Source organism: Flavobacterium sp. (assembly GCF_046153165.1).
Classification (GTDB): Bacteria; Bacteroidota; Bacteroidia; order Flavobacteriales; family Flavobacteriaceae; genus Flavobacterium.
Genome location: NZ_JBJXEN010000062.1, coordinates 18,326 through 40,067, shown reverse-complemented (window position 1 = coordinate 40,067; position 21,742 = coordinate 18,326). Strand labels below are relative to the sequence as shown.

At 31.9% G+C, this 21,742-nt stretch carries 15 protein-coding genes; 11 read left to right on the top strand and 4 right to left on the bottom strand.

Annotated features, from left to right (window positions below; all coding sequences use genetic code 11):
• Positions 1 to 94: 94 nt before the first annotated feature.
• On the bottom strand, positions 95 to 1,126 hold the full coding sequence (locus ACKVOV_RS07140; protein ID WP_409206074.1) for an alkane 1-monooxygenase: 1,032 nt from the start codon (positions 1,124 to 1,126) through the stop codon (positions 95 to 97).
• Positions 1,127 to 1,226: 100 nt separating this feature from the next.
• Here ACKVOV_RS07140 and ACKVOV_RS07135 point away from each other — a divergent pair, with 100 nt between their 5' ends.
• From ACKVOV_RS07135 to ACKVOV_RS07105, 7 genes are all read left to right on the top strand, one after another.
• Positions 1,227 to 4,598 carry a hypothetical protein gene (locus ACKVOV_RS07135; RefSeq protein WP_409206073.1) on the top strand — a complete coding sequence of 1,124 codons (3,372 nt, stop codon included), beginning with the start codon at positions 1,227 to 1,229 and terminating at the stop codon, positions 4,596 to 4,598.
• Positions 4,591 to 5,013: an rRNA maturation RNase YbeY gene (gene ybeY, locus ACKVOV_RS07130; RefSeq protein WP_409206072.1), complete on the top strand. Its 423-nt coding sequence runs from the start codon at positions 4,591 to 4,593 to the stop codon at positions 5,011 to 5,013. The genes ACKVOV_RS07135 and ybeY overlap by 8 nt, the downstream gene beginning before the upstream one ends.
• Before the next feature lie 159 nt (positions 5,014 to 5,172).
• Positions 5,173 to 7,044: a tRNA uridine-5-carboxymethylaminomethyl(34) synthesis enzyme MnmG gene (gene mnmG, locus ACKVOV_RS07125; RefSeq protein ID WP_409206071.1), complete on the top strand. Its 1,872-nt coding sequence runs from the start codon at positions 5,173 to 5,175 to the stop codon at positions 7,042 to 7,044.
• 63 nt (positions 7,045 to 7,107) lie between these two features.
• Positions 7,108 to 7,956 (top strand): class I SAM-dependent methyltransferase, encoded by an 849-nt coding sequence (locus tag ACKVOV_RS07120; RefSeq protein WP_409206070.1) that lies wholly within the window; start codon positions 7,108 to 7,110, stop codon positions 7,954 to 7,956.
• A 264-nt stretch (positions 7,957 to 8,220) separates the two neighbouring features.
• Positions 8,221 to 8,784, top strand: a complete 564-nt coding sequence (locus ACKVOV_RS07115) for an OmpH family outer membrane protein (RefSeq protein ID WP_409206069.1) — start codon at positions 8,221 to 8,223, stop codon at positions 8,782 to 8,784.
• Positions 8,785 to 8,903: 119 nt separating this feature from the next.
• On the top strand, positions 8,904 to 9,659 hold the full coding sequence (locus ACKVOV_RS07110) for a hypothetical protein (RefSeq protein ID WP_409206068.1): 756 nt from the start codon (positions 8,904 to 8,906) through the stop codon (positions 9,657 to 9,659).
• 47 nt (positions 9,660 to 9,706) lie between these two features.
• Positions 9,707 to 11,983 (top strand): helix-turn-helix domain-containing protein, encoded by a 2,277-nt coding sequence (locus tag ACKVOV_RS07105; protein ID WP_409206067.1) that lies wholly within the window; start codon positions 9,707 to 9,709, stop codon positions 11,981 to 11,983.
• Positions 11,984 to 12,193: 210 nt separating this feature from the next.
• Here the strand turns inward: ACKVOV_RS07105 and ACKVOV_RS07100 are convergent, their stop codons facing one another.
• The 3 genes from ACKVOV_RS07100 to ACKVOV_RS07090 all read right to left on the bottom strand — a co-directional run bounded on the left by ACKVOV_RS07100 (position 12,194) and on the right by ACKVOV_RS07090 (position 14,992).
• Positions 12,194 to 13,372, bottom strand: a complete 1,179-nt coding sequence (locus tag ACKVOV_RS07100) for a hypothetical protein (RefSeq protein WP_409206066.1) — start codon at positions 13,370 to 13,372, stop codon at positions 12,194 to 12,196.
• A gap of 83 nt (positions 13,373 to 13,455) precedes the next feature.
• Positions 13,456 to 13,839, bottom strand: coding sequence for a DoxX family protein (locus ACKVOV_RS07095; protein ID WP_409206065.1), 384 nt, complete (start codon positions 13,837 to 13,839; stop codon positions 13,456 to 13,458).
• A 4-nt stretch (positions 13,840 to 13,843) separates the two neighbouring features.
• Entirely contained in the window at positions 13,844 to 14,992 is a 1,149-nt protein-coding gene (locus ACKVOV_RS07090) for an ATP-binding protein (protein ID WP_409206064.1), read from the bottom strand.
• Positions 14,993 to 15,454: 462 nt separating this feature from the next.
• On the opposite strand from ACKVOV_RS07090, the gene ACKVOV_RS07085 reads away from it, so the two are divergent.
• From ACKVOV_RS07085 to ACKVOV_RS07070, 4 genes are all read left to right on the top strand, one after another.
• On the top strand, positions 15,455 to 15,889 hold the full coding sequence (locus ACKVOV_RS07085) for a hypothetical protein (RefSeq protein WP_409206063.1): 435 nt from the start codon (positions 15,455 to 15,457) through the stop codon (positions 15,887 to 15,889).
• Positions 15,890 to 15,926: 37 nt separating this feature from the next.
• Entirely contained in the window at positions 15,927 to 17,219 is a 1,293-nt protein-coding gene (locus ACKVOV_RS07080; protein ID WP_409206062.1) for a hypothetical protein, read from the top strand.
• Between the two features lie 149 nt (positions 17,220 to 17,368).
• Positions 17,369 to 18,832, top strand: a complete 1,464-nt coding sequence (locus tag ACKVOV_RS07075) for a gliding motility-associated C-terminal domain-containing protein (protein WP_409206061.1) — start codon at positions 17,369 to 17,371, stop codon at positions 18,830 to 18,832.
• 1 nt (position 18,833) lies between these two features.
• A complete protein-coding gene (locus tag ACKVOV_RS07070) occupies positions 18,834 to 21,653 on the top strand; it encodes a PorP/SprF family type IX secretion system membrane protein (RefSeq protein ID WP_409206060.1) in 2,820 nt (939 codons plus the stop codon).
• The last annotated feature ends 89 nt before the right edge of the window (positions 21,654 to 21,742 follow it).

The window sequence follows — 21,742 nt, the reverse complement described above, 5'->3', positions numbered from 1 at the left end:
GATTAACCACAAAGTACACAAAGAAGGCGCAAAGTTCACAATGATTTTGATTGTGTGCTTTGCGCCTCATCTTAATTTATGTAGAATAATTTGATTAACCTTTCATTTCTAGTGGAACTCTTTTATTCATCACCGCAAACCATAGTGGTGGTATAAATGAAATGACCATACTAGTTGGATAGCCATAAGGCATTTGTGGAGAAATATCATGATATTCTAAAATTTGATATTTTTTTTGAGATTTAAAATGATGATCACTATGACGTGTTAATTCATACAACATGATTCTTCCTAATATATGATTCGAATTCCATGAATGTTTTTCAGTAACTCGTTCAAACCTTCCAGAAGGAAGTAAATTTCTTTTTAATCCATAATGTTCTATGTAGTTTATGGTTTCTAGTAATAAAAAGCCTACAATACCTGCAAATAAAGCTAGTAAGAATCCATTAAATCCAAAGAAGAAATAGATTGATGCTAGATAACTTGTTTGAATTATAGTAAACCAAAACATATCACTTTTTATAGCATAAAATGGACGGTTTTCTATTTGATTTAGTTTCTTCTGAATTTCCCAAGCTTTTATGTAGGTTCCAGAAACAGTTTGCCACCAGAAAGTATACAAGCTTTGATTATATTTTGCTGTAGACGGATCATTTGGGGTTGAAACATGTAAATGATGACCGTGATTATGCTCTATAAAGAAATGGGTGTAATGGGAAGGAATTAATAATATTTTCCCTAATATTCTTTCATACAGTTTTTCTCTATGCCCCAACTCGTGTGCGACATTTATTCCGTTTGCACCTAAAACAATTCCTAAACTCAAAGTTGTTCCTGTAAGTTCAAATACGGTCAAATGTGTTTGTGTAATTTTCCATATTGTAAAAAACAAAATTCCATATACAATAGGTATGTTTAAGTACAAAAGAAAGTCAAATAACTTGTTTTTTAGTCGGTTTTTAATTTCTTCTTCTGAATAATTGTCTTCATTAGTAGGAAGAATTATCTCAAAAAAAGGTATTAATACAAAAGCAAATAATACTCCAGAATAACTTAAAACTCCTTGATAATGAATTCCTAACATACTAATGATAGGAATTGAATAAGCTAATAAATATTTCATAAGAGATTGTTTTTCTTATAAAAATACTAAAGTTTTTTTTAATGTTTTGATATTCAGCAAAAATTGTAACTTTATAAGTTATAATTTAACGAATGTAATTTTGAATTCAAAAGACCTCATATTCCAAAAGCTAGAAGATTTCATCAAGAAATTCTATACTAACGAGTTGTTGCGTGGAACCATTTTCTTTATTGGTTTGGGATTACTATATCTTTTTGCAACGAGTTTTATCGAATATTTCCTTTGGTTAAAACCAACTGGAAGAACTTTTTTGTTTGCGTTATTTATTTTGGTGCAGTTATTTTTGCTGGTGCGATTTATTGCCTTTCCAATTTTCCAATTATTCAAGCTCAAAAAAGGAATCGATTATACCGAAGCTTCAAAAATTATTGGGAATCATTTTACAGAAGTGAATGATAAGCTGACTAATTTTCTTCAATTATCAGAAGACAAAAACCAATCGGAATTACTTTTTGCATCAATAAACCAAAAGGCAAATTCACTGCAACCCATTCCTTTTTCTAATGCTATCGATTTTAAAAAGAACAAAAAGTTCCTGCCATTAGCATTAATTCCTTTATTTTTTGTTTTGTTTCTGATGCTTTCAGGGCAACAAAAACTAATTACCGAAAGTATGAATCGTGTGGTAAATTACAAACAACAATTTTTACCACCTGCTCCGTTTGCTTTTACGTTGGTAAACAAAAATTTGCAAACAGAACAAAACAAAGATTTTATTCTCAAAGTAAAAACCGTAGGAAATGTTGTTCCAGAGAAAGCTATGATTTTTATAGGCGACGAAAGTTATTTTATGGAAAATACCAAGCAAGGAGAATTTCAGTTTGTAGTAACGAAACCCATGCAAAACATAGATTTTCATATCGAAGCTAACGAAGTTTCATCGGCTGATTATACCTTGAATGTGATCACTGTTCCTGCTATTGCCAATTTCGAGATGTCACTTCATTTTCCTAATTATTTAAATAAGAAATCAGAGATTATCAAAGGAACAGGAAATGCTATTGTTCCCGAAGGCACGCAAATTACTTGGAGAATTAATACAGTTGCGACTCAAAATATTAATCTAATTGAAGCAAATAAATCTTATTCGTTTGTAAATTCTGGAAATGCGTTCAATTTAAGTAAAAATATATTTCAAAATACAGAATATCAGATATTTACTTCTAATAAATCGATAAAAAACTATGAAAAACTTAATTATGCCATCAATGTGGTAAAAGACCAGTTTCCAACCATCAAGGTGGAGATGGCTGCCGATAGTTTAAAGGGTTCTAAAGAGTATGTTTTAGGTCAAATATCGGATGATTATGGGTTTTCGAAATTGAGTGTAGTTTATTTTCCTAAGGACAATCCGCAAGTTGCTAAACGTGGAATCATTGCTGTGAAGAAAAGTAATTTCGATCAGTTTGTATTTTCTTTTCCAAGCACCTTGCCTATTGTAGATGGTGTGGCGTATGAATATTATTTTGAAGTTTTTGATAACGATGCTATTCATCATTTCAAAAGCACCAAATCCTCTGAATTTTCATATCGTGAAGCTACTGCCGAAGAGAAAGAAAATAAAAACCTACAACAACAAAACGAGAATATTAATGCTTTAGAAAAATCGTTAAGCAAACAAGACAAGCAACTTTCTGAGTTAGAAAAATTGCAAAAAAACAATAAAGAAAAAAAGGATTTAGATTACAAAGACAAACAAAAATTAGATGATTTCGTAAAGCGTCAGAAGCAACAAGACGAAATGATGAAGGAATTTTCGAAAAAAATAAAAGATAATTTAGAAAAATTTAAAGCCGAAGAAAATGATCCGAAGAAAGAATTATTGAAACAACGTTTAGAAAAATCTAAAGAAGAATTAGAAAAAAATCAAAAGCTTCTTGACGAATTGAAACGTTTGAATGAAAAACTGGATCAAGATGAAATACAAGAAAAACTTGAAAAGTTTGAACAAAAAAGTAAAAACCAAACCAAGACTTTAGAACAATTGGTCGAGTTGACTAAAAGATATTATGTTGAGAAAAAGGCAGAACAACTCGCAGACAAGTTAGATAAACTTTCCGAAAAAGAAGATAAGCTTGCTGATGATAAAAAAGAAAACTCTGAAGAAAAACAGAACGAGATTAATAAGGAGTTTGATAAAATTCAACAGGAATTAAAAGATCTTAATAAAGAAAACAAAGAGTTAAAATCGCCATTAGACATTCCTCAAGACAAAGAAAAAGAGGAAAGTATCGATAAAGATTTACAAAAAGCTTCTGAAGAATTACAAAAGAAACAGCAAGATAAAGCATCTCCTAAACAAAAAAGCGCAGCCAAGAAGATGAAAGAGATGAGTCAGAAAATGGCTCAAGAAATGGAAGGCGGAGAGAAAGAACAGCTAGAAGAAGATGTAGCAATGCTTCGTCAAATCCTAGACAACTTGCTAGCGTTTTCGTTTTCGCAAGAAGCATTAATTAAGAATTTTAAAGCGATAACAAATACTTCTAACGCATTTTCAAAACATTTAAAAACGCAACAAGATTTAAAACAACAATTCAAACACGTTGATGATAGCTTGTTCGCGATGTCATTGCGCAACCCAAAAATAAGTGAACAAATCACGACGGAAATTGGAAAGGTTCATTATAATATAGATAAAAGTATCGATTTGCTTTCCGATAATCAAATCGCCAGAGGTACATCAAGCCAGCAATTTTCTTTAACAAGCGCAAATAATTTAGCTAATTTTTTAAGTGACATATTAAACAGTATGCAAATGTCCCTTTCTGGAATGGGTAAAGGAAAACCAAAACCAGGAAAAGGACAAGGTGGTGGAATGCAGTTGCCAGACATCATCAAAAAGCAACAAGGTCTTGGCGAGAAAATGAAAGGCGGACAAAAGAAAGGTGATAAACCTGGAGAAAAACCTGGAGAAAAACCAGGCGATGGAAAGGACGGAAAATCAGGCAAAGACGGGAAGTCTGGTAAAGATGGCAAAGACGGAAAATCAAGACAAGGTAGTAATGGAAATGGTAATGGAGAAAGCGGACAAGATGGCGAAGGTGACACAAAAGCAGTTTTAGAAATCCTCAAAGAACAACAGCAATTGCGTGATGCGTTACAAAAAGAATTGGAAAAAAATGGCATGGGCGGTGCTGGACAAAATGCTTTAGATCAAATGAAGCAAATAGAAAAGCAGTTAATCAACAAAGGATTTTCTAATGAAGCGATTCAAAAAGCACTCAATTTAAAATATGAATTACTCAAATTGGAGAAAGCAATTCAAGAGCAAAATCAAGATTCGAAAAGACAATCGAATACAAATAAAAAAGGTTTTAACAACACTGCAAATCCCCTACCCCAAAAGCTTCAAGAATATTTAAATAGTATTGAAATTTTAAACAGACAAACACTACCTTTGCGCTCCAATTTTGACCGTAAGGTTCAAGAATATTTTAAGAAAAATGATTAGTTTTAATTACGAAATAGATTTCGAAATACCAGAAGAAACCATTTATACAGATTGGATTTCTAGCGTTATACTTTCAGAAAACAAATCCGAAGGCGAGATAAATTACATCTTTTGTGACGATAATTATTTAGTTGAAATCAACCAACAGTATTTAAATCACGACACACTTACGGATATTATAAGTTTCGATTATTCCTTAGGTAACGAAATACACGGGGACATTTACATCTCTATCGAAAGGGTTCGTGAGAATGCAGAAGAGTTTAAAGTTTCTTTCGAAGAAGAATTAAAACGCGTAATGATTCACGGCGTTTTACATTACTGTGGTTACAAAGATAAATCCGAATCCGACGAGTTATTAATGCGTTCTAAAGAAGATGAAAAAATAAAATTGTTTCACGTGAAACAAAATTAAAAAGAAAATAGAAATTATGAATTACAAATTGTGTTCCACGTGAAATAATTTTTTAATTCACATTTTCTAATTGTAAAAAGTTCCACGTGGAACAAAATATAATTTGAATTGTTTATACAGCTGAAAGCTGTGTTCGCAATTCACAATTCACATTCAAAAATGTTTTTAGAAGAATATGATGTTATAGTGGTGGGTGCTGGTCATGCAGGTTGCGAAGCCGCTGCGGCATCGGCAAATCTGGGTTGCTCTACCCTATTGGTTACAATGAGTTTACAAAACATTGCGCAAATGTCTTGTAATCCTGCTATGGGTGGAATTGCCAAAGGGCAGATAGTTCGTGAAATTGATGCGCTGGGCGGTTATTCAGGAATTGTTTCTGATAAAACCGCCATTCAATTCAAGATGCTTAACAAGTCGAAAGGACCTGCTATGTGGTCGCCAAGAGTTCAAAGTGACCGTATGCGTTTCTCTGAAGAATGGAGATTGATGCTTGAAAGAACGCCTAATCTTGATTTTTATCAAGAAATGGTTTCTGGAATAATTATCGAAAACAATAAAGTTTTGGGAATTAAAACTTCTTTGGGATTGACTATTCGTGGTAAATCTGTTGTGCTTACTAATGGAACTTTTCTAAATGGATTGATACATATCGGCGACAAACAATTTGGCGGTGGTCGTGCTGGTGAAAGTGCTGCTTACGGAATTACCGAAGATTTAGTGAAAGCGGGTTTCGAATCTGGAAGGATGAAAACAGGAACGCCTCCTCGAGTAGATGGTCGTTCGTTAGATTATTCTAAAATGAATGTGGAACCTGGCGATGTAAATCCATCGAAATTTTCTTATTCAGATATAACAAAACCATTGACACATCAAAGAGATTGTCACATGACATACACGTCTCCTTTGGTGCACGATTTATTGCGTGAAGGTTTCGATCGTTCGCCAATGTTTAATGGTCGAATTAAAAGTTTAGGTCCGAGATATTGCCCTTCTATCGAAGATAAGATTAATCGTTTTGCAGACAAAGACCGTCACCAATTATTTGTAGAACCAGAAGGTTGGAATACTTGTGAGGTTTATGTAAACGGATTTTCGACTTCTTTACCAGAAGACATTCAATTTAAAGCCTTGCGTTCGGTAGTTGGTTTCGAGAAAGTAAAATTCTTCAGAGCAGGATATGCTATCGAATACGACTACTTCCCTCCTACGCAACTTAAACACACATTAGAAACTAAATTGGTCGAAGGTTTGTATTTTGCAGGTCAAATAAACGGAACTACTGGTTATGAAGAAGCGGCTTCTCAAGGATTGATGGCTGGAATAAATGCTGCACTCAAGGTGGAAGAACAAGAACCTTTAATCTTGAAACGTGATGAAGCTTATATTGGAGTTTTGATTGATGATTTAATTACTAAAGGAACCGAAGAGCCATACAGAATGTTTACCTCACGTGCGGAATTCAGAACTTTATTGCGTCAAGACAATGCCGATTTCAGATTGACGCCTATGTCAAATAAAATTGGTTTAGCATCTGATGCTCGTTTGCAACGAATGGAACACAAATTGAATGAATCAGAAAAAATGGTAGCATTCTTTAAAGAAACTAGCATTACTCCTGCTGAAGCAAATCCAGTTTTAATTGCTAAAGAAACTGCAGAAGTAAATCAAACAGATAAAATTTTTAAAATCCTATCTCGCCCACAAATTGATTTAGCTGATGTTTTACAATTTAATAATGTGTCAGAATATGTTACTAGTCATGATTTAGATCAAGAAATATTAGAACAAGCAGAAATTCAAGTAAAATATTCTGGTTATATAGATAAAGAAAGAACTAATGCCGAAAAACTAACTAAGTTAGAAGATGTGAAAATTCCAGAGAATTTCGATTATGAGAAAATCAAATCGATGTCTATCGAAGCAAAGCAAAAATTATCTAAAATAAGACCAGTTACAATTTCACAAGCTTCAAGAATATCTGGAGTTTCGCCAAGTGATATTTCGGTGTTATTGGTTTTTATGGGAAGATAATTCAAATTGTTCCACGTGAAACGTAATTTAAATTAATAATAAACATTCATAGCAAAACATAATATGGATTTTCAAAATCATTCTGTTTTTATAAAAGTAAAAGACAATTCAGTATCAAAAGAAAATTTTGAGTTACTTCTTGATGAAGAATTACAATTGTTAAAAACCCATCCGCAACCATCGTTAGATCGTCTTCCAAAATATTATGAAAGCGAAGATTATATTTCACATACCGATGGAAAACGTTCTTTGTTCGAAAAAGTATATCAAATTATTAAATCCTACTCTTTAAGTAAAAAAGTAAGTTTAATTAATTCTCTTCATTCTCAAAAAGGGAGCTTATTAGATATTGGTGTCGGAACAGGAGATTTTTTAGCCACAGCAAAAAAATCAGGTTGGCACACTACAGGAATCGAACCAAATGAAAAAGCAAAAGCAATTGCAATTTCTAAAGGAGTTTCATTTGCACAGAATTTAGAAAGTATACAATCTCATTCTTTCGACGTGATTACAATGTGGCATGTTTTAGAACATGTTCCAGATTTAGAAAATCAAATTAAGGATTTAAAAAGATTATTAAAACCAAACGGGACAATAATAATTGCAGTCCCAAATTATAAATCTTTTGACGCAAAATATTACGGAGAATTTTGGGCCGCTTATGATGTGCCAAGACATTTGTGGCATTTCTCTAAAACGGCTATCGAAAAACTATTTGCTAAAGAGAATATAAAACTCATAAAAATCCTTCCTATGATTTTCGATAGTTTTTATGTGTCACTTTTATCAGAAAAATATAAAAATGGAAAAATGAATTTTATCAAAGCCTTTTATATTGGTTTAAAGTCAAATCTTAAAGCGAAAGGAAATTTAGAGTATTCTTCCCACATTTATGTCTTAAAAAACAGCTAAAAATGATTTTAAGCGCTTTTTAGAGACGTTTTTGTTTAAAAACATATAAATTCATTCAAAAAAATATAAATTATCTTAAAACGAATCTAGAAAAGCGTGTTTTAATAACGAAAAACTATCTTTAAAAACGATAGTATAAGATTTTATTATTGTTAAGATTTCGTGTATTTTCATTCAAATAATCAATTTTCTAAACAACAATTTTCCACATTCCAAAAAAAGAGTACTTTTACCAAAATTTAAAAATTTAACTAAAAAATAAAAATGAAAAAAATCGTATTACTAGTAGCCATATCAATATCAATTATTTCTTGTAATAAAACTATTGAAGCAAAAGAATATAAAACAGCATATATTGACACTCAAAAAATGATGGAAGATTATACTGAAGCCAAAGAATTGGATGAAAAGTATAAAACAAAGCAAGAAGTTATGGGTCGTGAACTTGAAGTAGCTGCAAAAAACCTAAAAGCAGAAATGAATAGTTTTCAACAAAATGCACAAGCAAAAGGTCAAGCTTGGGCACAACAAAAAGGTTCTGAGTTACAACAAAGACAACAACAATTACAGTATGCACAACAAGCAATGGCACAACAATTGCAACAAGAAAGTGGAAAAGAAATGGACACTTTAGTAAAATCTGTAAAACAACTTATAAAAGACTACGGTAAAGAAAAAGGTTACGATTATATTTATGGTACTGGAGATGCAGCGACTATTTTGTACGCTAAAGACAGTTATGATATTACAAAAGATGTTGTTAAAATGATTAACGATAAGTATGCTGCAAAACCTAAAACAGAAGAAAAAGCAACAGAAAAGAAATAATTTTTCTAAAAAAATATTAAAACGCCTTCAACTTATAAAGTTGAGGGCGTTTTTTTGTACGTTACAAAGAATATTTCGATAATATTGATCCAACAAATTGTACTTTTGAAATCATTAAAATGAACAAACTACCACAAATAACGATTGCATTTTGGATAATGAAAATTTGTGCCACTACACTTGGCGAAACCGCTGGTGATTTATTGTCAATGACTTTAAATATTGGGTATGCAATAAGTTCCACAATTCTTCTAAGTGTTTTTTTATTCACATTGGTCATTCAATTGAAGTCAAAAATATTTAATCCTATAAAATATTGGGCAGTAATTCTAGCCACAAGTACTGCAGGAACCACAATGTCCGACTTTATGGATAGAACACTTGGTTTAGGATATGCTACAGGTTCATTGTTATTAATAACCCTTTTAGTTACAACGTTAATTATTTGGAAATCAAAAGAGAAAACTCTTTCGGTAAATCATATTAACTCTTTTAGAGGTGAAATTTTTTATTGGACAGCAATTTTATTTTCCAATACTTTAGGAACTGCTTTAGGTGATTTTTTGGCTGATGATTCGGGATTAGGGTTTATTGGTGGCGCAATACTAATAGGTAGTTTGTTGATAATCATTGTTTTATTCTATTATTTTACCAATATATCCAGAATAGTATTGTTTTGGATTGCTTTTGTATTAACTAGACCTTTTGGAGCGACTTTTGGAGATTTATTAACTAAACCTATCGAAAAAGGAGGATTAAATTTTGGAACTATAGGTTCATCATTGATTCTTTTCTTGATTCTAATTGCGTTAATCTTCACATCAATTATTAAATTGAAGTCAGAGAATAAAACTAGTGTTGAAAATATATTATAGTGAATAGATAATTTTTCAATATTTTTGCTCAATATATACAAGCCAAAATGGAAAATATCTCAGCCGAAGCCAATTATACCCTACAATTCATTAATCAAACGCAGCGAAATATCTTCCTTACCGGAAAAGCAGGTACAGGAAAAACAACACTTTTGCGGGAAATTATACAAACGACACACAAAAATTGTGTCGTTGTTGCACCCACAGGAATTGCAGCGCTAAATGCTGGAGGTGTCACTATTCATTCCATGTTTCAGTTGCCATTTGGCGGCTTTATTCCAGACAATAGTGCGCCTCAATTTTCAGATTTTGTAAAATTTGAAAGCAAAAGCACTTTAGCAAGACACTTTAAAATGAGTGGTTTAAAAAAATCAGTCATCAAAAACATGGAGTTGCTTATTATTGATGAAGTGAGTATGCTTCGTGCCGATTTACTCGACGGAATCGACTTTATGTTGCAATCTATTCGCAAGAAAAAAATTGCATTTGGTGGTGTTCAGGTACTTTTTATTGGTGATTTATTGCAATTGCCACCCATAATCCGAGACGAAGAATGGAAAGTATTGCGGTCGTATTATAAAGGAAAATTTTTTTTCCACTCGCATGTAATTCAGCAAAATCCACCATTGTATATAGAACTTTCTAAGATTTTCCGTCAAACGGACGATAAATTTATTGCAGTTCTTAACAATTTGAGAAACAATACTATTTCGAAGGAAGATATAATCACTTTAAACGAATATGTAAAACCAGATTTCGATCTAAAAGCAAACAAAGGTTATATTACACTAACCACACACAATGCAAAAGCAGACAATATAAATGCTCAGGCTTTAGAAGATTTAAGTGGGAAATTATTTAAATTCAAACCTGAAATTGTAGGAGATTTTCCAGACAAAATTTATCCAGTAGACGAAAATTTGCAATTAAAAGTGGGCGCACAAATCATGTTTATCAAAAACGATTTGGCTTTTGAAAAGCGTTATTTTAATGGAAAAATGGGAATTATTAAGTCATTATCCGAAGCAGAAATTTTAGTACATTTTCCAGAAGAAAACACCACAATTGAAGTCGAAAAATACGAATGGCAAAATATTCGCTATTCTGTAAATGAGAACACAAAGGAAATTGAAGAAGAAGTTTTAGGAACATTTGTCCACTACCCTATTAAGCTGGCTTGGGCAATTACGGTACATAAAAGCCAAGGATTAACTTTTGATAAAGCTGCGCTTGATGTATCGCAAGTTTTTCAGCCAGGACAAGCATATGTAGCATTATCGCGTTTGCGTTCGTTAGAAGGCTTGGTTTTGCTTTCTCCACTACAAATGAATGGTATTTCTAACGATCAAGATGTGATGGATTATTCTGAAAACAAAGCATCGGAAGAAAAATTAGAAAAAGCACTGCAACAAGAAACTAAAAAATTCTTACAAAATTTCTTAAAATCGACTTTCGATTGGCATGATTTGGCTCAAGAATGGCGCAATCATCAATACAGTTATAACGAAAAAGAAGAATCTTCAACAAAGTCGAAACATTGGCTTTGGGCCAAAAAACACACCGACACTATTTCTGAAATTCAGGAACCTGCAAGAAAATTCTTGAGTCAGATTGACAAGCTTTTTAATACAGAACCATTTGATATTCATTTTGTTAAAGAAAGAATAGATGCGGCTTACAATTACTTCTTTACACAAATGGACACTATTCTTTATGATGTTTTATGGAAAATTGAAGAAGTAAAACGCATCAAAAAAGCAAAAACACTGTTCGACGAATTATCTGTTTTAGAAGAAGTTCAGATAAAAGCAGTTTTTAAGTTAATGAAAGCCAAATTGTTAGTAAAAACAATTGCTTCTGGCGATGTTATTTCTAAAGAAAATTTGACATCAAAAGAAATTAAAACCTACAAAACAAATAAGATAGAGGCGATTCACGAAGAGTTTAAAAGATTAAACATCACACTAATTGATGATGATCTCGACGTGGAACGTTATGCTAAGAAAAAGAAAGATGAACCCAAAGAAGCTAAAAAATCGACGGTGCAAGAAACCTACGAATTGTGGATACAAAAAAATTCTATCAAAGAAATTGCAGTCATTAGAAAACTCACACCACAAACCATTAGCGGACATCTTGCAAAGCTTATAGAATCTGGTACTGTTGCTATTACAGATGTTTTGCCAGAAGACAAAATTGCAGGCTTGGCCGAAGCGTTTTTTGGTTACAAAGAAGAAACCCTCAACCCACTCAAAGAAAAATACGGAGACGAATTTACTTGGGACGAGTTAAAAATGTACAAATCGAGTTTGAATGCGGGTTAAAATCACAACGTTATTGTAAATCTAAATGCTAGCGCGAGCTTCTAGCTCGTGCCTACAAAAATAAAAGGATTTTCTAAAAGAAACATTTTAGAGATGACGTTTCTTTTATTAATTTTTTTAGATATTGCTTTGTGAAATTTAGACTGGGCACGAGCTAGAAGCTCGCGCTAGCGGGGGTTCTAAACAAAAATACAATTTCAAAAAAAACCTTTAACTGTAGCTTTTATTCCTGTTTTCTAATATGATATTTATTACTCTGTTTATAGTTTTATTTGATTGATTTAAGTCTTGTGCAATTCTTTTATGTATTCCTATTTCCCAAGGTTCATTCGGTAATTTATTTTCTACACTTTTAATTAGCTCATCAGTAATTATAATTTTCGGTAAAGGTTCAGTATAGTTCTTAACTTTTTTAGGAAATTCAGGTGCTGAATAATCATCAAAAAGTTTAGTGAAAAACTTAATATTAGGATTAGTTTTAGAAGTTTTTTTAAATATATTATAATAATCTTTAATTTTATTTTGTTCTCCGCAAATCTTTACTTCCACAAAATTATCAAATAGTTGCTTTTTTTCGATTAATATGTCTTTAAAAGTAACTAAATCATCATTACTCCAAAAACCGTAGTTATCATCTATAATTTCTAGAGTTTCCGTTAAATTTTGAAAAGAAAACCAAATATTTCTCAAATCTATTTTTTGCTCTTTTACAGCCTTTTGATTTTCTATGTAATTGACAGTATTTTTATTTACAATTTCAGCAAAAATTGAAATATCTTCGATTGCATTTCTAATATATTCGTCACTTATCGAAATTCCTGATTTTGTTGTATTGTACTTTTTTCGATATTGTTTATCTGTTTTCCCAAGGTTATGAACGTGTAAATGTCTTCTGTCATGATATTCTATTATTCGCTCTTTTGATGGAAAAAAAGAATTTAGGTTTAATTTAAATTTTAAATGATAGTATTTGATTATTTTATCAAATCCGCCACTAGATAATTGTCTGCAATCCTTAGATATTATTTTATTAAAAACCTCAGTTAATGATTTAAATGATAAAAGTTCTTGATGTTGGAATTCAATTACGTTGTTTGTTTTAAATGGTTCTTTAATTTCAGTAAAAATGAATTTAATATTATCGATTAAATATTGTTCAAGTATTGAAATGAGCTTGATCAATAATAACTGTCTTAAATCGTATTCTAAAGAGTTTGTGTTGCTTGAAAAATCTTTTAGATTCTCAACTACAACATTGTCTATATTATTTTCAATTTCCCAAGAATTTTTTACTAATTTTTTTGTTTGTTCATATGCAATAAGCGTTGAATTGTAAAAAATAAGTAAATCTTCGATTTCATTTTTGAATATCTTGTAAGCTATTTTCAATATTTATTGATATTAATTTTCGTTGCACACTTCGTTTTTTTTTTAAGCTATAGCTGATTTAAAGCACTATTATTTGTTGATGTCTAGCTCAACCAATAAACACCCATTATCGCAGGAATAAAGTAAATAACAATAGTTCTGGCTCCGTCATAATCTTTGGCAATGCGTTGTCCAAAAAGCAACATAAGTAAAGTTACACAAGACAAACAAGCGCCGTATTTACCAAAAGTGGTTCCGCCACTTATAGACATTTCTATCATCCCTACAATGCATAAAATTCCGGCAACAATCTCGAAAGCCAACAATATTTTTAGAGAAATAGGCACTTTATTAGCAAAGATAGTTCCTGAGAAATGTTCGGTTAGCCAGGATACATTTCCGTTCCAGTCGGTATATTTATCATATCCGGATTGCAAGAATGTAATGGCAAGAAAAAATAAGACAAAAAGTGAAGCAAGGTTTTCCATAGGATTATTTTTTATGAATTAATCGGGTTAGTTTTATAGATAAATCGGTTAGGATTATTTTAGCATTTCCGTTGCGTTCTATATGGTATATCGCTTCAGAAATTTCTTTAAATATATCATTTATATTGTTTCCGTTTACAAACGGCGCAAATTTCTCGAAGCTAAATTTCTCGACCGTTGTTTCTAGATAAACTAGTTTTTCGGTTTCGTAATTTAGTAACAAAGCCTGGCGAAACATTTCGATACAAAAATGCAAGAATTTTTTTTGTGTTTCACGTCCCAAACCTGCAATTTGCTCACTCCATAAGATTAAATCCTGAATTGCCGCAGCGTTTCCTTTGGCTCTAAAAGCGGCACGAACCCAAGTGACAAACCATTCTTCAAAAGGCAAATCGTCATTTATTTCGTGGCAAAATTGCAAGGCTTTATTATAATTTCCTTGCGATTTGTGCGCAATTTTTTGTGCTTTTTTGGATTCTATATTTTCATTAGCAATCAGAGATTCGGTAATTGCATTTTCGCTCAACGCCGAAAAATGCAACACTTGGCATCGTGAACGAATCGTTTGTATAATATCTTCCTCGTTTTCGGTAATAAGAATAAACAGCGTTTTTTCGGTAGGTTCTTCGAGCAGTTTTAGCAATTTGTTAGAAGCGGCAATATTCATTTTGTCGGCCATCCAAACAATCATGATTTTGTACCCACCTTCATAGGCCTTTAGCGAAAGTGATTTCAGAACTTCTTGAGCATCTTCTACCCTAATCTCACCCTGTTTATTTTTTACATCAAGAATTGTGTACCAATCGAAAATGCTTCCGTAGGGTTTTTCTAATAAAAATTTTCGCCAATCTGTTAGAAAATCTAAGCTTTTCGGTTTGGTTTTTACTTCATCGGTAGTTACTGTTGGATATACAAAGTGCAAATCTGGATGCGAAAAATGTTCGAATTTTAAATTGCAAGCTTCATTTCCACCAGTATTTTCCTCCCCAAGATTATTACACAAAATATATTGTGCATAAGCAATTGCGGTTAGTAAAATACCTGATCCTTCTGGGCCAACAAACAGTTGTGCATGAGGGATTCGACCAGCAGAGGCGCTTTGTAATAAGTGATTTTTTAGATGTTCGTGACCTACGATTTGGTTAAATTGCATGTTGCAAATATAAGTTATTACAATAAATTTATCAATATGATCGTTATTACAAGAATATTTTGAATATCTTTATACAAGATTAGACAAAACATTGATAATTTTTCATAAAACGAGATTTAAATTTATATAAAATATTTTTTTCACAACAAAAACACCTCAATATTAGGATGTTATAATAAAAAAAGAATATTTTTGCAGCCGTTAAGACGTGAAAAATACCGATAAAAAGCATAATTATTAAAAAAAATAACATAATTTTAGGTTTTAAATTTTTTTGGCACGCTTTTAGCAAGGTAATTTAAAAACGAAAATGTATTCAATTTTATACATCATTTAAATTTTAAAAACAAGTAAATTTAATTTTTTTTATTAAAAAGTTATTAGAATCTTGCAAATTGAATTTAAGGGTGTGTTTTGGGGACATTTTAAAACTTAAATTATTAAAATTATAAACAAATTATCATGAAGAAAATTATCTTTTTTAGCTTATTATTATTTGCAGTAAGTAATGTAAATGCACAAAAAACAAATAAACCTGTAGGTATTATTAGTACAGGGGCTGCAGTAAAAAAATTCTATGAAAAAAGCGAATTAGAAACAATGCAAAAAGGGCAATTGTTAGAATTGTATATAGAACGTATCAAAGTTCTTGTAAATACTTTGCCTTATATAGCACTAACAACTAAAGCAGGTGTTACTATGCAAGATGTTGGGGTTCCTGACAATGTGGAAAACAATAAAGCATTAGCTTTACAAAAACAAAACACAGAAACGTTCTTAAACTCTACAGTAGATTTCCAAAGAACAATGACACCTTATGCAGACAAAGGAAATTTAGTGAGCTCAATATTGTACTACGAGTCAATGTTGAAGGAGCTAAGCCAAATAAACGAATAATTATCCCAAATAATTAACTTTTAATCCCCTACTGAACATGAAAAATCTAGTACAAATCAAATTGATGTTGCTTTTTGTGGTTTTTTCCGCAAGTGCACAACAAGAAAAAGGTATAATTGGAACCAGTAATTGGTTGAACAATTGGACGGAGTTTAAACCAGCAAAAGTTGAATATAACGAAACAAATCAAATCTTGTATGGAAAAATAACGACAAATACAACTTTGTACAAGAAGAACACTTATCTTTTGCAAGGACCTGTTTATGTAACCAATAATGCAGTACTTACTATCGAAGCAGGGACGGTTATAAAAGGAGATTATGAGACAAATGGTGCTTTAATTATTGCAAAAGGAGCTCAAATCATGGCCAATGGTTTAGAAACAGATCCAATTGTATTTACTTCTAACAGACCAGTAAAAAAAGGTGGTGACTGGGGAGGAATAGTTATCCTTGGTGATGCACCTGTAAATAAATTTGGTGGTTCATCTTCATTAAATTTTGAATTAGATCCAAGCCAAACTATTTATGGTGGAGTAAACTCACAAAGTAACTCTGGAGTTTTAAGATTTTTAAGAATAGAATTTGCTGGGAAAAAGATAAAAGGATTTAAAGATTATAATGCTTTATCTTTAGCAAGCGTTGGAAACAAAACAGTTATCGAAAATGTAATGTGTAGTTTCTCTGCTGGAAATTCTTTCGAAATATTAGGAGGAGATGTAGTGGTTAGTAAATTAGTTTCATTAAGATCTAGTGGAGATGATTTTAGGTTTACACAAGGAGTACAATGCAAAATGGATAATTCTATTGCTATTAGACACTCACTTTATTCTTCATCAACAAGATCAAGATGTATGAATATCGCTTCTTATGATAAAAAAGAAGAGGCTGATTTTTCTAAAAACATGACAAATGTTGTTGCAACAAATTGTACACTTGTAAACTCTACAGAAAACTTAAGCAGCGATATAGCTAGCGGATTAGTAAAAGAATCTATTTTTATAGGAAATAATGCGTCTTTTGCAATCAAAAGAAGTGTAATATCTGGATTTAACCCAGCAGCAATTCTTGCTCAAGATGTAAAATTAGAAGCAAGTACATTTAAGAAAATTAAATTTGAAGAAACGTATTTTAATAATTGTAAAGGAAATATTTTTGTTGAAAACTCAACAAACAATGAAGACCTAGAAGATTATTATGGTAACAATTCGTTTTTTAACCTGTATCAAAATACAGATAACACCGAAATGTTTTTAGATATTTATAATACTAAAAACAATCCTGATTTTAGAATTAAAATTAGTAAAATTACCGCATCAAATTCTAAGTAAAGGGTTAATGTATACGGTTTAAAAAAAATCCATTAAGAGATAAAATTTTCTTAATGGATTTCTTGAATTTTATTAAATTCTGTTTAAAAAGGATTGTATTTTATAGGTTATCTTTGGGTTTTTCTTAAAAAAATAAAATAAAGCTGTTTATGAAAAATAAAATTACTACTCTTATAAATAAGTATATTCACGTTTTTATATTATTGGCGTTTTTTTCTCCAATAACAGTTTTTGCACAAACAATTAGCCCTCCAACTCATGGTTTACCTTCTAATCCAGTTACAAAATATTGTGCAAATAACGGAACGGTTCCATACAATTCTACCTTTACAATTACAGGGACATTTAACCCAGGAAATCAATTTAGATTAGAACTGTCTAATGCCTCTGGAGTTTTTTCTGCAACACCTCCAGTTCTTTCATCATCTGCAACGTTTGTTGGATTAACAGGTACGTTTAGCAATTTTTTTATTCCAGCAGGGACATCAGGGGCAGGATATAGATTAAGAGTTGTAAGCACTTCTCCTGCAATTACAGGAAATAGTAATACCGCAATTTCAGCTTATCATCAACCATTTATGAATGGGTTTTGGATAAACAATCATAATACAACTATAAATATCTGTGGAGGTGGTAGTTTCACCCTATCTATAGATACTCCTACAATTCCAGATCCATCACCAGTATCATTTCCGAGTTTAACTTATATTTGGTATAAAGGGTCAACCGTAATTGCTGGTCAGACAGGTTCATCAATAAATATAAGTGCATCGGGAGTATATCACGTAGAGATTGATTATGGTGTATGTACAACAACAAGTTCAGTAACTAGATCTCAAGACGTCACAGTGAACATTGTTCCAGCAGGGTCTACATTTACTATTACATCAAGCGGAGGAAATACCGTTTGTCCCCCAACAGCAAATACGCTTAGCGTGCCAGGAGGTTATGTTTACCAGTGGTTTAAAGATAATGTCGCAATACCTGGAGCAACAGCATTTAACTACCCTGCAACACAACCAGGAGATTATTATGTGGTAGTTAATCAGGGAAGTTGCTCATCAACATCAAATACATTTAATTTATCTGTTGTAGGTTTCTCAGCAAGTATAGATGTCTTAGAATCTCCTGCAATAAATAATGTTGCAGCTGGAGATATAAAAACAATAACCATAACCACAAATGCAGCAAGTCCTACTTTTGAGTGGTACAAAAATGGAATTTTAGATGCATCAGCAACAACAAATACCTACAGTACTGCTGTTATGGGTAATTATAAAGCAATAGTTAAACAAACTTCTGGGTGTTTAGTAAATAAAGAGTTTTTGTTTCAACTTAAAGAAGGAGTAAATCCTGTAAAAATTCCAAATCTTATTAGCCCAAATGCTGATGGAGAAAATGATACGTGGGAAATACCTCAAGAATATATAAATGCAAATACTGAAGTTATGATAGTTAGTGCGGCGGGAGAAATTGCTTTGCAAACAACTAATTATGATAATAAATGGCCACAAACAGCATTAAATTTCAAATCTGTAAATCCAGTATATTACTATATTATATCTAAGGATGGAAGCCCAATAAAAAAAGGGTCAATTACAATTATAAAATAATATGAGAAAAGAATTTATAAGCTTATTACTGATTTTAGGGTTTATTTTACCAAATCATGCACAAGAAGGAGGCGTGGTTTCGTTTGATGTGCCAGCTAAAAATTCATTAAAATTCAATAAATTCTTAATAAACCCTACATTCAGTTATGTTCGTGAAGATGAATCTTTTATTAGTATGTATAGTAAGAGGCAATTTTCAGGATTTGAGAACGCACCTCAAGCTTATTTTGCTAGTTACTCAGGTAAGTTTAGAGATAATAATAGTATTGCATTTGGAGCTTTCCAAAGAAATTATGGAGTCTTAACAACATTCGGATTAGTAGGAAATTTTGTTAGAAATGTAGAGTTATCAAATGATAGCAACTTTGCTTTCGGATTAAATTTAGCCTATGTAAATAGTGGTTTAAATACTGGAAAAATTGTAACAAATACAATAGATCCAGCACTTCAAAACATACCTAAAAACTCATTAGTTACCATAAATCCAGGAATAAATTATAGTGCTGGTCTAATGGATTTTGGGGTTTCAGCAAACAATATTTTCTTTTATAATTTCGGTTCAGGATTAGTTGCAGACGATCCAGCAAAAACTTTTGAAGGTCACATTATGTACACAGGTTACATGAGTAATCCTGGTTTTTTTGAAAACGGAAAATTTTCAATGTTAGTAAGAGGTGAGGCAGCAAAAGGAAAAACAATTTTTTCTAGTATTTTACTCATTAACGCACCAAAAGCAGGTTGGGTACAAGCAGGATATAATAGTCTTTACGGAATCTCTGGAGGTATAGGTTTTACGGTTGCAAAAAAGCTATCAATAGGTTATAACATAGAAAAAGGAATTGGTAATTTATCAAATTTTGGAATTTCACATGAAATTACATTAGCATACAAATTAAAAGGATATGGTGATTTCGAAGATTATAAACCAATAGTAAAAGCTACTAAAAAAACCAATCCAGGAACCAAAGCAGTAGCTGTTAAGAGAAAATCTCCAGCAGAACTTCAAAAAGAAAGAGCAGCTGCATTAGCATTAAAAGCACAACAAGACAAAGCAAAATTAGAAGCAGAACGTTTACGTAAAGAAAAAGAGTTAGCAGATGCAAAAGCAAAAGCAGAAGCGCTAGCAGCACTCAAAAAAGCAGAAGCAGATAGATTATTAGCATTACAAGGCAAAGATAAAGCAGTTCTAGAAGCGGAAAAATTAAGAAAAGAAAAAGAGGCTGCAGATGCAAGAGCAAATGCGGCAAATGCAGCAAGACTAAAAGCAGAACAAGATAAAGCAAATGCATTAGCAGAAGCAGAGCGTTTACGTAAAGAGAAAGCAGATGCTGATGCAAAAGCAAAAGCCGATGCAATCGCAAAAGCAAAAGAAGCTGCAGATAAATTGAAAGCAAACGATGCTAATGCCAAAGCAGAAGCAGAACGTTTGCGTAAAGAAAAAGCGGATGCCGATGCAAAAGCTGCGGCTGATGCTGCTGCAAAAGCAAAAGAAGCAGCAGATAAATTAAAAGCGGATCAAGCAAATGCTAAAGCCGAAGCAGATCGTTTACTAAAAGAAAAAGCGGATGCCGATGCAAAAGCTGCCGCTGACGCTGCTGCGAAAGCAAAAGAAGCTGCAGATAAATTAAAATCAGAACAAGACAAAGCTAAAGCCGAAGCAGAACGTTTGCGTAAAGAAAAAGCAGATGCCGATGCAAAAGCTGCGGCTGATGCTGCTGCAAAAGCAAAAGAAGCAGCAGATAAATTAAAATCGGATCAAGCAAATGCTAAAGCCGAAGCAGATCGTTTACTAAAAGAAAAAGCAGATGCATTAGCTAATGAAGCAAACGCTAAAGCAGAAGCGGAACGTTTGCGTAAAGAGAAAGCAGATGCCGATGCAAAAGCAAATGCTGCAGCCGAAGCTGAACGCTTAAGAAAAGATGCTGAAGAAAAAGCTAAAATTGACGCAGCTAAATCTGTAGAGGATAAAGAATTAGATAATTTAAGTCAAGTTTTAGAAGACTCTAAGAAAAATCAGAAAGAATCTTTATCTAGATTAGACTCTATTGCAAAAGCAAAAGACAATGAGCTTAAAGAACTTAGAAGAGTAAATGATTTATCTGATAAAGGTATTGTAAGTGAAGCTAAAGAGTTTCAAAGTACTTCTGCGGCAAACAGAGCACTTGAATCTTTAAAAACAGAGATAGCTGAAAATACTAAAAATCAAAATAATTTTATTAAAGAATTTGAAACACGTACAAACGAAAGGTTGAAAAAAGTGCCTAATAGAAATGATATTGTTAATCAAAACTATTTAAAAACACTTGAAAAATTAAAAGCAGAAAAATTAGCTACTGATAAACAAAATTTAGATTTATTAGCAAAACTTGAAACAATCAAGGCTGAAACAGATATTGAAAAGAAAAGAAGAATCAAACGTGCTGCATTTGATAGTGATGACACAAAATATCAAAAAGATAGAGAAACGTTAAAACAAATTAAACTTAAAACAACTCCTACAGGTCAAGTTTATAAACCAGAAGATTTTGATTTTGGAGAAGAACAAGCAGGAACACAAATTATTAAAAATAATGATAATGTAGGTGACGGATATTACCTTGTAGTAGCAGCTCATAAAGATGTTGCGAAGAGAGATGCATTTATAACAAAAGCAATACAAGCTGGTCAAAACAATATAGATTTCTTCTATAATGCAAGTAACGGAACATACTATATCTATTATCAAAAACTTACTGATATCCAAGAAGCTACAAGTGCAATGGAAGCGAAAGGAAGTAAACCATATAATGGCAAAATGGTAATTGTGAAGGTAGAAAAATAACAGAAAAAATATTTTTTAGCACTTTATTTTTAAAATAAAGTGCTAAAAAAATGTTAATTCAATAAAAAATAAATAACTTTAGTCCCATT

Bases quoted from the DNA above. Each gene is read 5' to 3' on its own strand.
- ACKVOV_RS07140 (WP_409206074.1), bottom strand. From the start codon at position 1,126: ATGAAATATTTATTAGCTTATTCAATTCCTATCATTAGTATGTTAGGA.
- ybeY (WP_409206072.1), top strand. From the start codon at position 4,591: ATGATTAGTTTTAATTACGAAATAGATTTCGAAATACCAGAAGAAACC.
- mnmG (WP_409206071.1), top strand. From the start codon at position 5,173: ATGTTTTTAGAAGAATATGATGTTATAGTGGTGGGTGCTGGTCATGCA.
- ACKVOV_RS07120 (WP_409206070.1), top strand. From the start codon at position 7,108: ATGGATTTTCAAAATCATTCTGTTTTTATAAAAGTAAAAGACAATTCA.
- ACKVOV_RS07115 (WP_409206069.1), top strand. From the start codon at position 8,221: ATGAAAAAAATCGTATTACTAGTAGCCATATCAATATCAATTATTTCT.
- ACKVOV_RS07110 (WP_409206068.1), top strand. From the start codon at position 8,904: ATGAACAAACTACCACAAATAACGATTGCATTTTGGATAATGAAAATT.
- ACKVOV_RS07105 (WP_409206067.1), top strand. From the start codon at position 9,707: ATGGAAAATATCTCAGCCGAAGCCAATTATACCCTACAATTCATTAAT.
- ACKVOV_RS07095 (WP_409206065.1), bottom strand. From the start codon at position 13,839: ATGGAAAACCTTGCTTCACTTTTTGTCTTATTTTTTCTTGCCATTACA.
- ACKVOV_RS07090 (WP_409206064.1), bottom strand. From the start codon at position 14,992: ATGCAATTTAACCAAATCGTAGGTCACGAACATCTAAAAAATCACTTA.
- ACKVOV_RS07085 (WP_409206063.1), top strand. From the start codon at position 15,455: ATGAAGAAAATTATCTTTTTTAGCTTATTATTATTTGCAGTAAGTAAT.
- ACKVOV_RS07080 (WP_409206062.1), top strand. From the start codon at position 15,927: ATGAAAAATCTAGTACAAATCAAATTGATGTTGCTTTTTGTGGTTTTT.
- ACKVOV_RS07075 (WP_409206061.1), top strand. From the start codon at position 17,369: ATGAAAAATAAAATTACTACTCTTATAAATAAGTATATTCACGTTTTT.
- ACKVOV_RS07070 (WP_409206060.1), top strand. From the start codon at position 18,834: ATGAGAAAAGAATTTATAAGCTTATTACTGATTTTAGGGTTTATTTTA.